Source organism: Amycolatopsis heterodermiae (assembly GCF_034929455.1).
Lineage (GTDB): Bacteria > Actinomycetota > Actinomycetes > Mycobacteriales > Pseudonocardiaceae > Amycolatopsis > Amycolatopsis heterodermiae.
On record NZ_JAYFSI010000002.1, the window covers coordinates 971,280 to 984,534 of the forward strand.

15 protein-coding genes are annotated in these 13,255 nt (G+C 72.8%); 8 read left to right on the forward strand and 7 right to left on the reverse strand.

The genetic code is table 11. The annotated features are described in order from the left end of the window. Nucleotides 1-6: 6 nt before the first annotated feature. From VA596_RS14875 to VA596_RS14885, 3 genes are all read left to right on the forward strand, one after another. Nucleotides 7-750, forward strand: coding sequence for a creatininase family protein (locus VA596_RS14875; protein ID WP_323327311.1), 744 nt, complete (start codon nucleotides 7-9; stop codon nucleotides 748-750). Further along, nucleotides 747-1,874 (forward strand): mandelate racemase/muconate lactonizing enzyme family protein, encoded by a 1,128-nt coding sequence (locus VA596_RS14880; RefSeq protein ID WP_323327313.1) that lies wholly within the window; start codon nucleotides 747-749, stop codon nucleotides 1,872-1,874. Before VA596_RS14875 ends, VA596_RS14880 begins: the two co-directional genes overlap by 4 nt. A 94-nt stretch (nucleotides 1,875-1,968) precedes the next feature. Then, nucleotides 1,969-2,307 carry a hypothetical protein gene (locus VA596_RS14885; RefSeq protein ID WP_323327315.1) on the forward strand — a complete coding sequence of 113 codons (339 nt, stop codon included), beginning with the start codon at nucleotides 1,969-1,971 and terminating at the stop codon, nucleotides 2,305-2,307. Between the two features lie 12 nt (nucleotides 2,308-2,319). On the opposite strand, the gene VA596_RS14890 is transcribed toward VA596_RS14885, so the two are convergent. After that, entirely contained in the window at nucleotides 2,320-2,958 is a 639-nt protein-coding gene (locus VA596_RS14890; RefSeq protein ID WP_323327317.1) for a TetR/AcrR family transcriptional regulator, read from the reverse strand. Nucleotides 2,959-3,072: 114 nt separating this feature from the next. Here VA596_RS14890 and VA596_RS14895 point away from each other — a divergent pair, with 114 nt between their 5' ends. Beyond that, a complete protein-coding gene (locus VA596_RS14895) occupies nucleotides 3,073-3,651 on the forward strand; it encodes an SRPBCC family protein (RefSeq protein ID WP_323327319.1) in 579 nt (192 codons plus the stop codon). Nucleotides 3,652-3,658: 7 nt separating this feature from the next. Here the strand turns inward: VA596_RS14895 and VA596_RS14900 are convergent, their stop codons facing one another. Then, the gene (locus tag VA596_RS14900; RefSeq protein ID WP_323327321.1) at nucleotides 3,659-4,252 is read right to left on the reverse strand and encodes a TetR family transcriptional regulator; all 594 of its coding nucleotides are present in this window, start codon (nucleotides 4,250-4,252) and stop codon (nucleotides 3,659-3,661) included. Between the two features lie 94 nt (nucleotides 4,253-4,346). On the opposite strand from VA596_RS14900, the gene VA596_RS14905 reads away from it, so the two are divergent. Beyond that, the gene (locus tag VA596_RS14905) at nucleotides 4,347-5,174 is read left to right on the forward strand and encodes an SDR family NAD(P)-dependent oxidoreductase (RefSeq protein ID WP_323327323.1); all 828 of its coding nucleotides are present in this window, start codon (nucleotides 4,347-4,349) and stop codon (nucleotides 5,172-5,174) included. A gap of 6 nt (nucleotides 5,175-5,180) precedes the next feature. Here VA596_RS14905 and VA596_RS14910 read toward each other — a convergent pair whose 3' ends face one another. After that, complete coding sequence (locus VA596_RS14910) at nucleotides 5,181-6,617, reverse strand: alpha/beta hydrolase (protein ID WP_323327325.1); 1,437 nt, start codon at nucleotides 6,615-6,617, stop codon at nucleotides 5,181-5,183. Between the two features lie 85 nt (nucleotides 6,618-6,702). Here VA596_RS14910 and VA596_RS14915 point away from each other — a divergent pair, with 85 nt between their 5' ends. Next, a complete protein-coding gene (locus tag VA596_RS14915) occupies nucleotides 6,703-7,845 on the forward strand; it encodes a sensor histidine kinase (protein ID WP_323327326.1) in 1,143 nt (380 codons plus the stop codon). Beyond that, nucleotides 7,842-8,447 (forward strand): response regulator transcription factor, encoded by a 606-nt coding sequence (locus VA596_RS14920; RefSeq protein WP_323327328.1) that lies wholly within the window; start codon nucleotides 7,842-7,844, stop codon nucleotides 8,445-8,447. The genes VA596_RS14915 and VA596_RS14920 overlap by 4 nt, the downstream gene beginning before the upstream one ends. A 227-nt stretch (nucleotides 8,448-8,674) precedes the next feature. Here the strand turns inward: VA596_RS14920 and VA596_RS14925 are convergent, their stop codons facing one another. Further along, nucleotides 8,675-9,286 (reverse strand): TetR/AcrR family transcriptional regulator, encoded by a 612-nt coding sequence (locus VA596_RS14925; RefSeq protein ID WP_323327329.1) that lies wholly within the window; start codon nucleotides 9,284-9,286, stop codon nucleotides 8,675-8,677. A 46-nt stretch (nucleotides 9,287-9,332) separates the two neighbouring features. Here VA596_RS14925 and VA596_RS14930 point away from each other — a divergent pair, with 46 nt between their 5' ends. After that, nucleotides 9,333-10,481, forward strand: coding sequence for an epoxide hydrolase family protein (locus VA596_RS14930; protein WP_323327331.1), 1,149 nt, complete (start codon nucleotides 9,333-9,335; stop codon nucleotides 10,479-10,481). A 16-nt stretch (nucleotides 10,482-10,497) separates the two neighbouring features. Here the strand turns inward: VA596_RS14930 and VA596_RS14935 are convergent, their stop codons facing one another. From VA596_RS14935 to VA596_RS14945, 3 genes are read right to left on the reverse strand one after another with little or no spacing between them, the layout of a single operon-like run. Then, on the reverse strand, nucleotides 10,498-11,706 hold the full coding sequence (locus VA596_RS14935; protein WP_323327333.1) for a hypothetical protein: 1,209 nt from the start codon (nucleotides 11,704-11,706) through the stop codon (nucleotides 10,498-10,500). Beyond that, entirely contained in the window at nucleotides 11,703-12,209 is a 507-nt protein-coding gene (locus tag VA596_RS14940; RefSeq protein ID WP_323327335.1) for a SigE family RNA polymerase sigma factor, read from the reverse strand. Before VA596_RS14940 ends, VA596_RS14935 begins: the two co-directional genes overlap by 4 nt. A 27-nt stretch (nucleotides 12,210-12,236) precedes the next feature. Beyond that, nucleotides 12,237-13,241: a helix-turn-helix transcriptional regulator gene (locus VA596_RS14945; protein WP_323327337.1), complete on the reverse strand. Its 1,005-nt coding sequence runs from the start codon at nucleotides 13,239-13,241 to the stop codon at nucleotides 12,237-12,239. Nucleotides 13,242-13,255 lie beyond the last annotated feature (14 nt).

The window sequence follows — 13,255 nt, forward strand, 5'->3', positions numbered from 1 at the left end:
GACCACGTGCCGGAACTGACGCGGATGACCTGGCGGGAGGTGCGCGACGCCGGTCGTTCGGCGATCGCCCTGCTGCCGATCGGCTCGCAGGAGCAGCACGCCGCCCACCTGCCGATGGGCACCGACACGATGCTCGCCGAAGCCGTCGTGGACGGTGCTCTGGCGCGGGTGGACGACCCGGTCGTGGTGCGGCTGGCCGCGCTGCCGTTCGGGCACAGCCCGCACCACCTGTTCGCCGCCGCCGTCTCGCTGCGGGCGTCGACGCTGCAGGCCGTGCTCGCCGACGTCCTGGACTCGCTCGCCGGCAGCGGGTTCCGGCGCGTGCTCGTGGTCAACGGCCACGGCGGCAACGACGAGATCATGCGGCTCGCCGTCAAGGAGTACGCGCTGCGGGCCGACGTCGCGCTCGCGGCGTGCTCCTACTTCTCGCTCGGCGACGGCTCCCCGCCGGGCCACGCCGGGAAGTTCGAGACGTCGCTGATGCTCGCCGCCCACCGCGACCTGGTGCGGCCGCGCGAACCACGCGCCGACGTCACGCCACCGCCGCTGTTCGCCTACCCGCCGTACCCGGGGCTGACCGTGGAGCGCCACGGCGAATGGGCCCGCGCGGGCGGCAGCACCGACGACGCCACCACCGCGACCGCCGAGGGCGGCGCGGACCTGCTCGAAGACCGGGTGACCGCGCTGGCGGACGCGATCCGCGCGTTCGACGCGGCCACCCGCGCAACCCACGCCGAAGGGGAGGCATGAAGATCACCGACGTCGACGTGCGGGTCGTGAACCTGCCGTTGACCAACCCGTTCACCAGCTCGTTCGAGACGAAGACGGGCGAGACCCGCACCGTCGTGCGGCTGCGCACCGACACCGGCGTCGAAGGCTGGGGCGAGACCATGTGGGGCCGCCCGGTCGCCGAGCTGGCCCGCAAGCTCGGCGCGGAGCTGGTGGGCGCGAGCCCGTTCGCGCTGGAGGCGTTCCACCGGCGCCACCACATGGTGCCGTTCTTCCACGGGTACCTCGGGTACGCGGCGCTGGCCGCGCTCGACGTCGCGTGCTGGGACCTGATGGGCAAGATCACCGGCCAGTCCGTGACCGACCTGATCGGCGGCCCGGTCCGCGACGAGGTCCCGATCACGGCGCTGATCACCCGCGCCGACGCGCCCGGCGCGACCGGCCGGGACCTGGCCCAGGGGCTGGGGGAGCACGCGGCGAAGGTGGTCGCCGAGGGCGGCTTCACGGCCGTGAAGCTCAAGGGCACCAAGGACGTCCGCGGCGACGTCGAGATCATGCGCGAGCTGCGGCGCGCGCTCCCGGACGTCGAGCTGCGCGTCGACCCGAACGCCGCGTGGTCCGTGCCCGACTCGATCCGCGCCGGGCTGTCGTTGGAGGAGCTCGACCTGGAGTACCTCGAGGACCCGTGCGCCGGCATCGAGGGCATGGCCCAGGTGCGGGCGAAGGTGCGGATCCCGTTGTGCACCAACATGTGCGTGGTCCGGTTCGAGGAGTTCGCCCCGGCGGTCCGGCTCGGCGCGGTGGACGTCATCCACGGCGACGTCTACAAGTGGGGCGGCATCTCGGCGACGAAGGCCCTGGCCGCCCACTGCGAGACGTTCGGCCTGGGGATGAACCTCCACAGCGGCGGCGAGCTGGGCATCGCGACGGCCGCCCACCTGGCGGTGGTGGCGAGCACGCCGGTGCTGTCGCGGGCCATCGACAGCATGTACTACCTGCACGAGGACGACATCGTGGAGCCGCTGGAGCTTGCGGACGGCCGCCTGAAGGTGCCGACCGGGCCTGGCCTGGGCGTGACGGTGGACGAGGAAAAGGTGGCGTACTACGCGAAGCGCAACGAAGAGGAGGGCGACCTCACCGGCTGAAACCCCGTACCTGGTTCTGGACTCGCGCGGCGTGATCGCTGACAAGGGAGCACCCGGATGACGCGTCGAGGAGCCAAGCAGAAGTACCGTGAAGGTGACTGATGATGCTCCGGCGCCGGCGGACACGGCCGGTCTGCACCCTGGTGCTGCGGTCTGGGTGCAGAAGTTCGGCGACGCCGGCCTGCACGACGGCACTCGGCGGGTACTCGGGCAGTCGCCGGACTGGCAGCGTGACGTGTGGCTGATGCCGGTGTTCGTCCACAAGGACTTGCTGGTGCCGGGGCGGTACACGCGGCGGGAACACCTGGAAGATGACCCGGGCGCGGATCCGGTCGAAAGGCGGGTCGGGGAGGACGAGATCGCCGGACTGGCCGAAGACGGTTTCGCGGGCGCGGGTTTCGTCGAGCGGCGCCTGACAAGACTGCTGACCTGAACGGACCGCGGTTCAGGCCTGGGTGCCGGTCAGGTGGGCGAGTGAGCTGACGACGCGTTCCGCGATGTCCGGCGGCCACACGAAGTTCGGGGCCACCGCTCGCTGGTGGGCCAGCCCGTGCAGGCCGAGCCACAGCGCGACCGTGTCGGCCGCGATGTCCGTGCTGGTGGCGGCGCCGGTGTCCACGCAGTCCGCCAGGGCGTCGCGGAGCAGGTCTATGCTCGCCCGGCCCAGGGTGGACAGGTCGGTCTCGGTCACGGAACTCTCGGTGAGGTCGGGCATCCAGAGCCCGCCGAACATCGTGCGGTAGCGCCCCGGGTGGGCCTCGGCGAACGCCAGGTAGGTGTCGCAGATGGCGAAGAGCCGCTGCCGGGGGCCGGTCGCGGTGTCGCGGGCGGCGCGGAGTTCGACGTCCAGTTCGGCGAAGGCGTGCTGGACGGCGGCCAGCACGATCGCGGGCTGGTCGGGGAAGTGCCGGTAGATCGAAGGCGCGGCGATCCCGATGTGCCGCGCGACCGAACGCAGGGTGACGGCGCTCGCGTCGCCGGTCTCGTCCAGCAGCTCGACCGCCGCCGCGACGATCTCGTCGCGCAGGCGGGAGCCCTCGCCGCGGCGGTTGCGGGTGCGCGTCGCGGTCTTCTCGTCGTCCACGGCCGTGAGCTTACAGCACGAAGCTTATGGTCGTTAGCACTTGTGCTCGATGAGGTTACGTGCGTAAGGTTACGGCCGTAACTACAACGAACCCCATCGAAAAGGACGATCTCGATGAACGCACGACGCGCATTCCTGCAGGGCATCGGCATCACGGCGCTGGGCGCGGTGATGGTGCTGTCGGCTCAGTCGCCGGTGGCGGCGAGCCCGAACGCCGGGACCCACCAGGAGTGCCGGGGCGTCACGGTCGACAAGGCCGCGCCGGTGATCAGCCGCGCCAGCGTGCTCGTCAAGGCACCGCTGGCGCGGGTGTGGCGGCTGCACGCGGACATCGACCGGTGGCAGAGCTGGGTCCCGGAGATCGCCCCCGCGCACAAGGTGACGCCGGGACCGCTGCGGCCGGGCTCGGTCTTCACCTGGTCCCCGCAGAACATGCAGGTCCGATCGGCGATCAAGACGATCACGCCACTGCGGTGCACCGCGTGGGGTGCCCCCGTGAACGGCATCACCGGGGTGCACCTCTGGACCTTCAAGCCGACCAAGGACGGCGTCCTCGCGACCACGGAGGAGTCCTGGGCGGGCCCGCCCGTCGAAGCCGACGTCCCGGGCAGTCAGGCCAGCCTGGATCAGGGACTCAGGGACTGGGCGCAGCGGCTGAAGGCCACTGCCGAGTCGCAGTCCGGCTGCCGCTGACCTGTCCTCAGCCGGGGTGGCCGACGGCGCGCACCGCCCGGTCGTACAACTCGGCCAGGTCGAGCGCGCCGTCGGACCGGGCCCAGATCTGGCCGGCGACGTCGAGGCAGGCGATGGCGCCGGCGACGATCGCGTCGGCCGCCGGGTCGGTCGCGTCGTCGGCCTCGACGCCGAGCCGGAGCCGGATGTTCGGGACGAGCTGTTCCTGCCACTGGAGGTGTTTCTCGATGCTGCGGGCCCGCAGCGACGGGGTCTCGTACATCATCTTGGCGATCTTGAGCGCCACCTCGGACTGCAGCCCTTCGCCGTCGACGCGCCAGAGTGCTTCCCGCAACGCCTCCCAGGGCGGCACCGACACCGGGATGCTTTCCAGGATTTCGCGCACGAGCGCGCCCTGGTTCGCCAGGTCGCCGAGGACGATGTCCTCCTTCGTCCCGAAATAGCGGAAGAACGAGCGCCGCGAGATGCCCGCGGTTGCCGCGATCTGGTCGATCGTCGTCCCGTCGAACCCCTGCTCGAGGAACAGTTCCATGGCGACGCGCGTGATCTCCGCGTACGCCGCCTGGCGCGATCGGGTCCAGAGGTCGTCCTGCTTGGCCATGACGCTGATCATACACTGAGCGCCACGTTGACACTGAGTGCCAGGGAGGCATACGGTGAAATGGTCAGCCAGTCGATCGTCCCTGGGAGAACCGATGCCGCGACCGGACTACCGCAGCCAGACCGTCATCGTCACCGGCGCCAGTTCCGGCATCGGCGCCGCGTTCGCGCACGCCCTCGCCGCCCGGGGCGCGAACCTGATCCTGGTGGCGCGCCGGCTCGACCGCCTGCAGGAGCTGGCTGCCGAACTGGAGCGGAAACACCGGGTGTCCGCGACGGCACTCGCGCTCGACCTCACCTCGCCCACGGCCGGCCCGGACCTGAAGGCGGCGGTGGCCGGCGCCGGTCTCACGGCGACCGGCCTGATCAACAACGCCGGGTTCGGCACGTTCGGCGAGTTCGCCGGCGAGGACCCGGCCCGGCTGGCGCAGGAGATCGCGGTGGACGTCGCCGCCCCGGTGCAGCTGAGCTCCGCGTTCCTGCCGGACATCGTGGCGGCGCAAGGCTTCCTGATCAACGTCGCCAGCATGGCCGCCTACACGCCGACGCCGCGGATGGCCGTCTACGGCGCGACGAAGGCGTTCGTCCTCAACTTCACCGAAGCGCTCTGGGTCGAGCTCCGCGGCAGCGGGGTCACCGCCTTCGCGCTGTCCCCGGGGGCGACGAGCACGGAGTTCAACGCGGTCGTCGGCACCGACGACGCCACCGCGGGCGCCAAGGCGCGCACCCCCGAGGACGTCGTCGCCACCGCGTTGTCCCACCTCGAAAGCCGCAACCCCGGCCCGAGCGTCATCGACGGCCGCTCGAACCGCGTGAGCGCGAGCGTCGGCCGCCTGGTGCCCCGGCGGGCGACGGTCACGATGATGCACCGGCTGACCGATCCCGCCCGCCGGGCCGGCGCGAAGAAGCGGACCCGTGTCTGACCTCGTTCAGGCCCGGCAGAAGGTGTCGTGCGCCGGGCGGTTTCCGGTGGCGAGGTAATCGCTCACGGCGTTGTTGCCGCACTGGTTCGCGCCGTTGAGGTACGCCACGTGACCGCCCTGGTCCGCCGTGACCAGCCGGGCGCGGTCGCCGAACGCCGCGCGCATCCGGAGGGCGCCGGGCAGGGGAGTGGCCGGGTCGCGGAGGTTCTGCAGCATCAGCACGTTCGCCGGGCCGTGGCCGGTGATCCGCACCCGCGGTTCCACCGGCGACGGCCAGTACGCGCACGGCCGGATGTTGGCCGCGTACGGGCCGTACATCGGGTAGCGGACGCGGTCGGCCGCGACGTTGCGCTGGTAGGTCCCCACCGCCTCCGGCCACCGTGAATCGCCGCAGACGACGGCGAGGTAGCTCGACGGGAAGTTGTCGGAGCCCGCCTCGGCGCCGGCAGCGGGGGAGACCGGCTCGTTCACGTCGAGCTCGTGCCACAGCTTCGCGAGCGGAGCCAAGGTGACGTCCGAGCGGAGGAGGGCCGCGGTGATCGTGCGGAACGTCGTGCCGTCGTAACCCTGTGCCGGGGCCCGGTCCAGGCGCTCGGCCAGGGCGAAGTACTTCGCCCGCACCGCCGCCGGAGTGGCACCGAGGCCGTACTGGGCCGGGTCGGCCGCGGCGAGCTTCGCGAAGTCGGGGAACCGGGTTTCGAAGCCCAGCCCTTGGCTCCGCAGCGCTTCGGCGTCATAGCCGTCCGGTCCGAGGCTGCTGTCCAGGACGATCCGGTCGCTGCGCTCCGGGTACAACGTCGTGTACACCGCGCCGAGGTAGGTCCCGTAGGAGTCGCCGTAGTACGACAGTTTCGGCTCGTTCAGGGCGATCCGGATCCGGTCCATGTCGCGTGCGGTGTTCGCGGTGGTGACGAACGGCAGCACGCCGGCCGTCTCCGACGTCGTGCACTGCCGGGCGACGGTCTTCGCGGCCTCGGCCGCCTTCGTCACGTCCGCCGGGCCGTACGGGAAGGGCGGGTTCACGCTCCGGTTGGTCTGCTCCGGCGTCATGGCGCAGGTCACCGGGGTGCTGTGGCCGACGCCGCGCGGGTCGAACCCGATGACGTCGTAGGCGTCCCGGACCGCCTGCGGCAGGCCCGCGGCGACCAGCGCCGCCGGGAAGTCCAGCCCGGTCAGGCCGGGTCCGCCCTGGTTGACCAGCAGGACGCCGCGGCGCTTCGCGGGGTTCGCGCTCGCCAGCCGGGAAAGCGCGACGGTGATCTTCGGTCCGTCCGGGTGGTGGTAGTCCAGCGGCACGTCGAGCGTCGAGCACCGCAGGCCGGGCTTGGCGACGTCGGCCGGGCACGGTCCCCACGCCACCGGCGTCCCTTGGGTCGCGGACACCCCCGACACCACGGCGGCCGCCGCGAGCGCCGCCGGCAAGATCTTCTTCATCCGTTCCATGGCTTCACCGCACCACCGGCCGGCGGCGGCGACCCGTGCCATCTGTCACGGGGCGGCTCCCGCCTTCGGTGCTTAGGGTGAGCCGGTGAGCGAGCGTGATCCCGGACGGTTTTCCGTCCGGCAGTGGCCGGACTGGAGCTTCTGGGAGGACCGGCGGCGCCGGGTGGCGCCCTTCGTCGTGAACGGCCTCGTGCTGCTGGTTCTGCTGCCCCGGGTCACCATGATCAGCCACGGCGGGAACGGCACGGCGCGGACGATTCTCGCGCTCGCCGCGATCGGCCTGTACGCCGCCGCTTACCTCTTCGCACTGTGGTTCGGGCCTGCCGCACCACGGCGGCAGCGGGCGGTGATCGTGGCGGCGCTGTTCGCCTTCGGCGGTACGCCGGCCCTGCTGCTCGGCTCGCCGGACTACCTGACCGACCTGACCTTCGCCATCGCGATCGGCCTCATGCTGCTGCCGCTGCGCTGGTCCGTCCCGCTCGGGTTCGCCACGGCGGCCGGGCAGCTCGCGTGGATGCGGGCCGGCACCGGGCACGTGAGCTGGAGCCAGGTGGCCGCACTCGGCGGGGTCACCGCGGTGGTGGGCACCGTCTTCGCGCTGACGTTCACCAGCGGTCACCTCAAGGCCGCCCGCGCGCAGATCCGGCGGATGGCCGTGGACGCCGAACGCGAGCGGGTCGCCCGCGAACTCCACGACATCCTCGGCCACAACCTCTCGACGATGGCCGTCAAGCTCGGCCTCGCCCGGCGGATCCTCGAGTCGGGCGCGGACCCCGCCCCGGCCCTGGCCGAGGTCCGCGACCTGGAAACCCTGTGCCACCAATCGCTTTCGGATGTGCGCGCCACCGTCTCGGGGTACCGGGAGGTGTCGCTGGCTGCCGAGCTTTCGGGTGCCCGGCTGGCGTTGCGCGCCGCGGGGGTGCAGGCCGAACTGCCGCCTTCGGCCGACGCCGTGCAGGCCGAACTGCGCGGCGTTTTCGGTTACGTCGTCCGGGAAGCGGTCACCAACGTGCTCCGGCACTCCGACGCGGGACAGTGCCGCGTGCGCGTCGGGCCCGGCTGGGTCGAGGTCACCGACGACGGGACGGTCACCGGCGAACCCGCGGCCGGGCACGGCCTCACTGGCCTCGCCGAACGCCTGGCCGCGGTCTCCGGCCACCTCGAGCACGGCCGCGGCCCGCGCGGCGGCTACCGGGTGTTCGCCCGTGCCGGGGCGGTGCCGGCGTGATCCGCGTCCTGCTGGCCGACGACCAGGCCCTCTTCCGCGGCGCGCTGGCGTCGATGCTCCGCTTCGAGCCGGACATCGACGTCGTGGCCGAAGTCGGCTCGGGCACCGACGTCGTCCCGGCCGCCCGGCGCGCGAACCCGGACCTCGCGCTCCTCGACGTGCAGATGCCCGGCCGCGACGGGCTGGCGGTCACCGCCGAGCTGCGGCACGCTTTGCCGGAGTGCCGCGTGCTGATCTGCACCACCTTCAGCCGTCCCGGCTACCTCGCCCGCGCGATGTCCGCGGGCGCGGCCGGGTTCGTGGTCAAGGACTCCCGGCCCGAGCAGCTGCTCAACGCGATCCGCCGGGTCCACGCGGGACTCCGGTTCATCGACCCGGCCCTGGCCTCGGAATCCCTCGCCACCGGCACCAGCCCGCTCACCGACCGCGAAGCCGACGTACTCCGCGCGGCAGCCGAGGGCGGCACGGTCGCCGACATCGCGCGGACGCTCGGCCTCACCGCGGGAACGGTCCGGAACCACCTGTCCTCGGCCATCGGCAAGACCGAAGCCCGTACCCGCGCGGAAGCCGCCCGCCTCGCCGAAACCAACGGCTGGCTCTGAGGCTGGTCGCGGCCAGGCGAAGAGGGGGGTTGGGATCGGTGCCGACCGCGCTGAACGAACACGATGGTGATCGGTGTCGCTCCGAAGGGAAACCACGCAGCCTTGCGCCGCTCGGCTGGGTTGAGCGCGGGGAGGCGTCCTCGAAGGTCGCGACGGTTCCGGTGGGACACCGGCGTCGGGCCGGGCCGTGGCCAGGGGTTCGGTGACGGGGGAGGGGCACGCCGGGCTCACGGTGCCGCGAAGGTGAGCAACGGCAGGACGACCTCGTCGACGAGGCGGTGCCGGGCTTCGGTGTCCGGGGGAGTGCCGTTGAGCAATGTGGACAGGACCAGCTGGGCTACGGCCAGGCCGAGCACCATCGACGGGTTCGCTGCCGTCAGGGGCTCGCCGCGGGTGGTGGCTCGGTGGGCGATGGCCGTCGCGACCGCGTTGCTCGTGCCGTCGATCTGGGTGCGGACCAGGTCGCGCAGCGCGGGGTCTTCGCGCACCGCGCCCAGGAGGCCCAGCAGTGACGGGCCGCGCTCGCCGGTGAGGGCGCGTGCGATGCCTTCGACCGCGGCGATCAGGTCGCCGCGCAGGGTGCCCGTGTCCGCGATGTGCAGGGTCTCGCCTTCGGCGCGACGTCGTAGTGCTTCCGCGACCAGCTCCGCTTTTCCCGGCCACTTGCGGTAGATGGTCATCTTCGACGCCTTCGCGCGGGCGGCGATGGCGTCCATGCTGATCCGGTCGTAGCCGACCTCGCCGATGAGCTCGACCGCGGCGGCCAGGATCGCGTCCTCGCGGGCCTTGCCCCGCCGGGGCGACGGTTCGCCGGCCGCGGGTGGCTGTTCGGATGGCATCGAATCTCCTTGACTTCTGTACGATACCGTATCGTACAGTAAGGCGGTGCAGATCGAACCCTTCACCCTCCGCGTTCCCGAATCCCAGCTCGCCGACCTCCGCGAACGGCTGCGCCTGACGCGCTGGCCGGAGCCCGAAACCGTGTCCGACACGAGCCAGGGCCCGCGGCTGGCGAAGATCCGCGCCCTGTGCGACCACTGGAGCAGTGGCTACGACTGGCGCCGCTGCGAGGACCTGCTCAACGGTTTCGGCCAGTTCCACACAGAAATCGACGGCGTCGGCATCCACTTCCTGCACGTCCGCTCGCCCGAGCCGGACGCGCTCCCGCTGGTCATGACCCACGGCTGGCCCGGTTCGGTGCTGGAGTTCCGCAAGGTGATCGGCCCGCTCACCGACCCGGCGGCCCACGGCGGAGACCCCCGCTCGGCGTTCCACCTCGTCGTCCCGACGATGCCGAACTTCGGCTTCTCCGGCCGGACCACCGAACCGGGCTGGACGCTCGCGCGCACCGCCGACGCCTGGATCACGCTGATGGACCGGCTCGGCTACGACCGCTGGGGCGCCCAGGGCGGGGACCTCGGCGCGGGCGTCACCGACGAGATCGGCCGGAAGGCGCCCCCGGGCTGCGTCGGCCTGCACCTGAACTTCGCCATGTTCTTCCCGACGCCGCAGGAGCGGGCCGAGGCCACGCCGGAGGAACAAGCCATGCTCGACAGCGCCGACTACTTCTGGGAGACGTTGTCCGGCTACGCCAAGGAACAGTCCACCCGGCCGCAGACCATCGGCTACTCCCTGGCCGACTCGCCGGCCGGCCAGGCCGCCTGGATCTACGCGATGTTCCAGGACACGTGCGGCACCCCGGGTGACGCGGAAGCGTCGTTCACGCACGACGAACTGCTCGACGACATCATGCTCTACTGGCTCCCCAACGCCGGGTCGTCCTCCGCCAGGACGTACTGGGAGATGGCCCGCGCCCGCGCGGCCGCGTCCGGTCCGCCCGCGCCGATCACGATCCCGGCGGGGTTCACGATGGCGCCGCGGGAACACGTCCGGAAGTCCCGGCGCTGGATCGAACGCCGTTACCCCGATCTCGTCCACTTCGCCGAACTCGACCGGGGCGGTCACTTCCTGGCGCTGGAGCAGCCCGATCTCTTCGTCGCCGAGGTCCGGGCGAGCTTCGCTGGCCTGCGCTGAGCACGATGCCCGGCGGTCACCAGTGCAGGCCGGGCAGGTCGGCGATCCGCACCAGGTCCGCCTCGGTCAGCGACGGGGTGGGGCGGGACCGGCCGCCGCTGCCCGACCCGGCGGCGTTGGAGGTGTGGAGGGTGATCGACGTGCCGTCCGCGGCCCTGGCGTTGAGCGCCAGCACGGTCACGCCTTCCGGCATCTGCGTGGTGGTCAACGTGCCCTTGCGCCCGCCGGCCAGGTCGATCGGCTCGCAGTTCGGCTGGTTGCCGCACGTGACTGCGCCTTCGGCCGGTGCCTCCAGGTACACCAGCGCCGAGCCGGTGCCCTTGGTGTCGGTGAGGTCGGCGTAGGCCTTGTAACCACCCTGGCTGATCCGGAACCGCCAGCCGCGGTCGGAGCCCGGTGTCGGCTTGGCGGTCGTGCCGGCGGGCAGGGCCGTGGCGATCACCGCGTCCAGTTCGGCCGCGCGCCGGTCGGACGGTGCCGCGGGCACCGGCGGACCGCTCAGCTCGACCTTGAGCTCGGGCGCCGTCGCGAGGGCGAGCAGCGCGTCGTCGCCGAGCGCCCGGGGCTTCGACCCGTCGCCGCGGTTCTCCGCGAGCCTCACGTACGTGCCGTCCGCGCGCCACACGTCGACGTCGACCACCGTCGGGTCCGTCGAGGTCACGAGCGCGGTCGAGCCGTCCGGGAGCGTCCGGGCCGAGCACTGGGTGCCCGGGTGGGCCACGCACTCGCCTGGCGGCTGGCCACCGCGCGAGCGGAGGTAGACGAAGATCGTCTGGTCACCGGTGAGCTTGAAGCTGCCGCCCCAGCTGTCGCGGATCACGCACAGCGCCAGCGGGTCCGCCTCGACCCCGGCGGGCAGCGGCAGGGTGATCCGCCGGAACGCCTCGGTCAGCCGGCCGGACTCGCGCAGCTCCGCCGCGCTCGCGGTGCCGCGTGGGTCGTCGGGGTATCCGCCCGACCGGGCGGGCAGCACGCACCCCGGGTCCGCCGGCGCGGCGGTGGACGCCGGGCCGGCGGGCCGCGTGGGCGTGCGGTCCGGCTGTCCGCTCAGGGCCGTGGCCGCCGCGACGACCGTGACGATCCCGGCCGCCGCCGCCGTCAGCGCGCCGGCCCGCCGCCGCGTCCGCCGCTTGCGCCCGTCCGCGACGACCTGGTCGAACTCCAGCCCGAGCGCCGGTTCGCCGGCGAGCGCCGTGCCGATCATGTCCCGCACCTCGTCGCTCACGAGCCCTCCCGCAACACGCTCCGCCGCACGGCCAAGGTTCGCCGCAACGCTCCCAAGCCCTTGGACACCTGGCTCTTCACCGTTCCCTCGCTGCACCCCAGCGCCGCCGCCGTCGCCGCGACCGGCAGGTCTTCCCAGTACCGCAGCACGACGGCGGCCCGCTGCTTCGGCGGCAGCGCCGCCAGCGCGTGCCGGACGTCCATGGCCTCCTCGAGGCCCGTGACCGCCTCGGCGACCTCGGGCACGACGTCGACGACCGTCTCCGGCCGTCTCCTCCGCCACCGCGATTCGTCGATGACGGTCCGCACGAGCACCTTGCGCACGTACGCGTCGACCTGCCCGCTGCGGTCCAGCTGCCCCCAGTGCTGGTAGACCTTGGCCAGCGCGGTCTGCGCCAGGTCTTCGGCCCAGTGCCAGTCACCGCACAGCAGGAAGGCGGTCCGCCGCACCACGGCCGCCCGCGCCTCGAAGTACGCCCGGAACTCCCGGTCCCGATCGTGCACCCGGCACCCCCCTCGGTTCGTCGCCCCCTAATACGGCGGCCGGTCGGCGGGGGTTGCCCGTAACTTTGGGTGATCGCCCGGGTTCAGTGCGGCGGCGAAGCGCGTCGCGACGGCCGCGACCGTGGCGCGCAGCTCGTCACCGCCCTCGACGCGGAAGTCGAACGGGATGGCCGCCAGCCACTCCTGCGCGTACATGGCCGGGTTGCTGGTGCTGCCGACGAGCACGCACCCGTCGTCCGCCGGGTGGAGCTGTCCCATCGGCGCCCCGACCCAGGGCGCGACGTCGGCCAGCGGGGCGTGGAACACGACGCGGGTGGGGAACTTCCAGCCGGTGCCCAGGTTCTCCTCCAGCGCCGCCACCGGGTCGAGGTCGCCGGGCGGCTCGAACTCGCGGGTGGTCGGCTCGACCGCGCGGACCCGGTCGACGCGGTAGGTGCGGACGGCGTCCGCGCGGTGGGAGTGGCACAGCAGGTACCAGCGCCCGTGGCGGGCCACGACCGCCCACGGGTCCACTTCGGACTCCCACTCGCCGCCGCTTTCGCCGCGGTAGGTGATGAGCACCCGGCGCCGGGCCGCGACGGCGGTGACGAGGGCGTTGGTGGTGGCGGGATCGGGGCGGGCGGAGCGCCGGTCAGGGGCGGCCGAGGCGTGCTCGCGCAGCGCGGCCGCCTGCCGGCCGACGTTCTCCGGCAGCGCCTGGATGACCTTGCCGAGCGCCGCCCCGACGAGGTCGTCGACGTCGGTGGCGGCCGGCTGGCCGTCGAGCACCGCCATGACCAGCCCCAGGGCCTCGGCCTGGGTGAACACGATCGGCGGCAGCCTCGTGCCCCGCCGGAGCCGGTACCCGCCGTGCGGCCCGCGGGCCGACTCGACCTGGATGCCGGCCTCCCGCAGGATCCCGACGTACCGGCGGGCGGCGCGCTCGGTCACGCCCAGCGCCTCGGCGAGCTGATCGGCCGTGGCGCCGGGACGGACCTGGAGGATTTCGAGGGCGCGCAAGGCCCGCGCGGTCGGGCTGAGGTCACTCGGCACCCCGAGCAAGCTAG

Coding starts and splice junctions, on each gene's coding strand:
- VA596_RS14880 (WP_323327313.1), top strand. CDS start 747: ATGAAGATCACCGACGTCGACGTGCGGGTCGTGAACCTGCCGTTGACC.
- VA596_RS14900 (WP_323327321.1), bottom strand. CDS start 4,252: ATGGCCAAGCAGGACGACCTCTGGACCCGATCGCGCCAGGCGGCGTAC.
- VA596_RS14910 (WP_323327325.1), bottom strand. CDS start 6,617: ATGGAACGGATGAAGAAGATCTTGCCGGCGGCGCTCGCGGCGGCCGCC.
- VA596_RS14905 (WP_323327323.1), top strand. CDS start 4,347: ATGCCGCGACCGGACTACCGCAGCCAGACCGTCATCGTCACCGGCGCC.
- VA596_RS14895 (WP_323327319.1), top strand. CDS start 3,073: ATGAACGCACGACGCGCATTCCTGCAGGGCATCGGCATCACGGCGCTG.
- VA596_RS14925 (WP_323327329.1), bottom strand. CDS start 9,286: ATGCCATCCGAACAGCCACCCGCGGCCGGCGAACCGTCGCCCCGGCGG.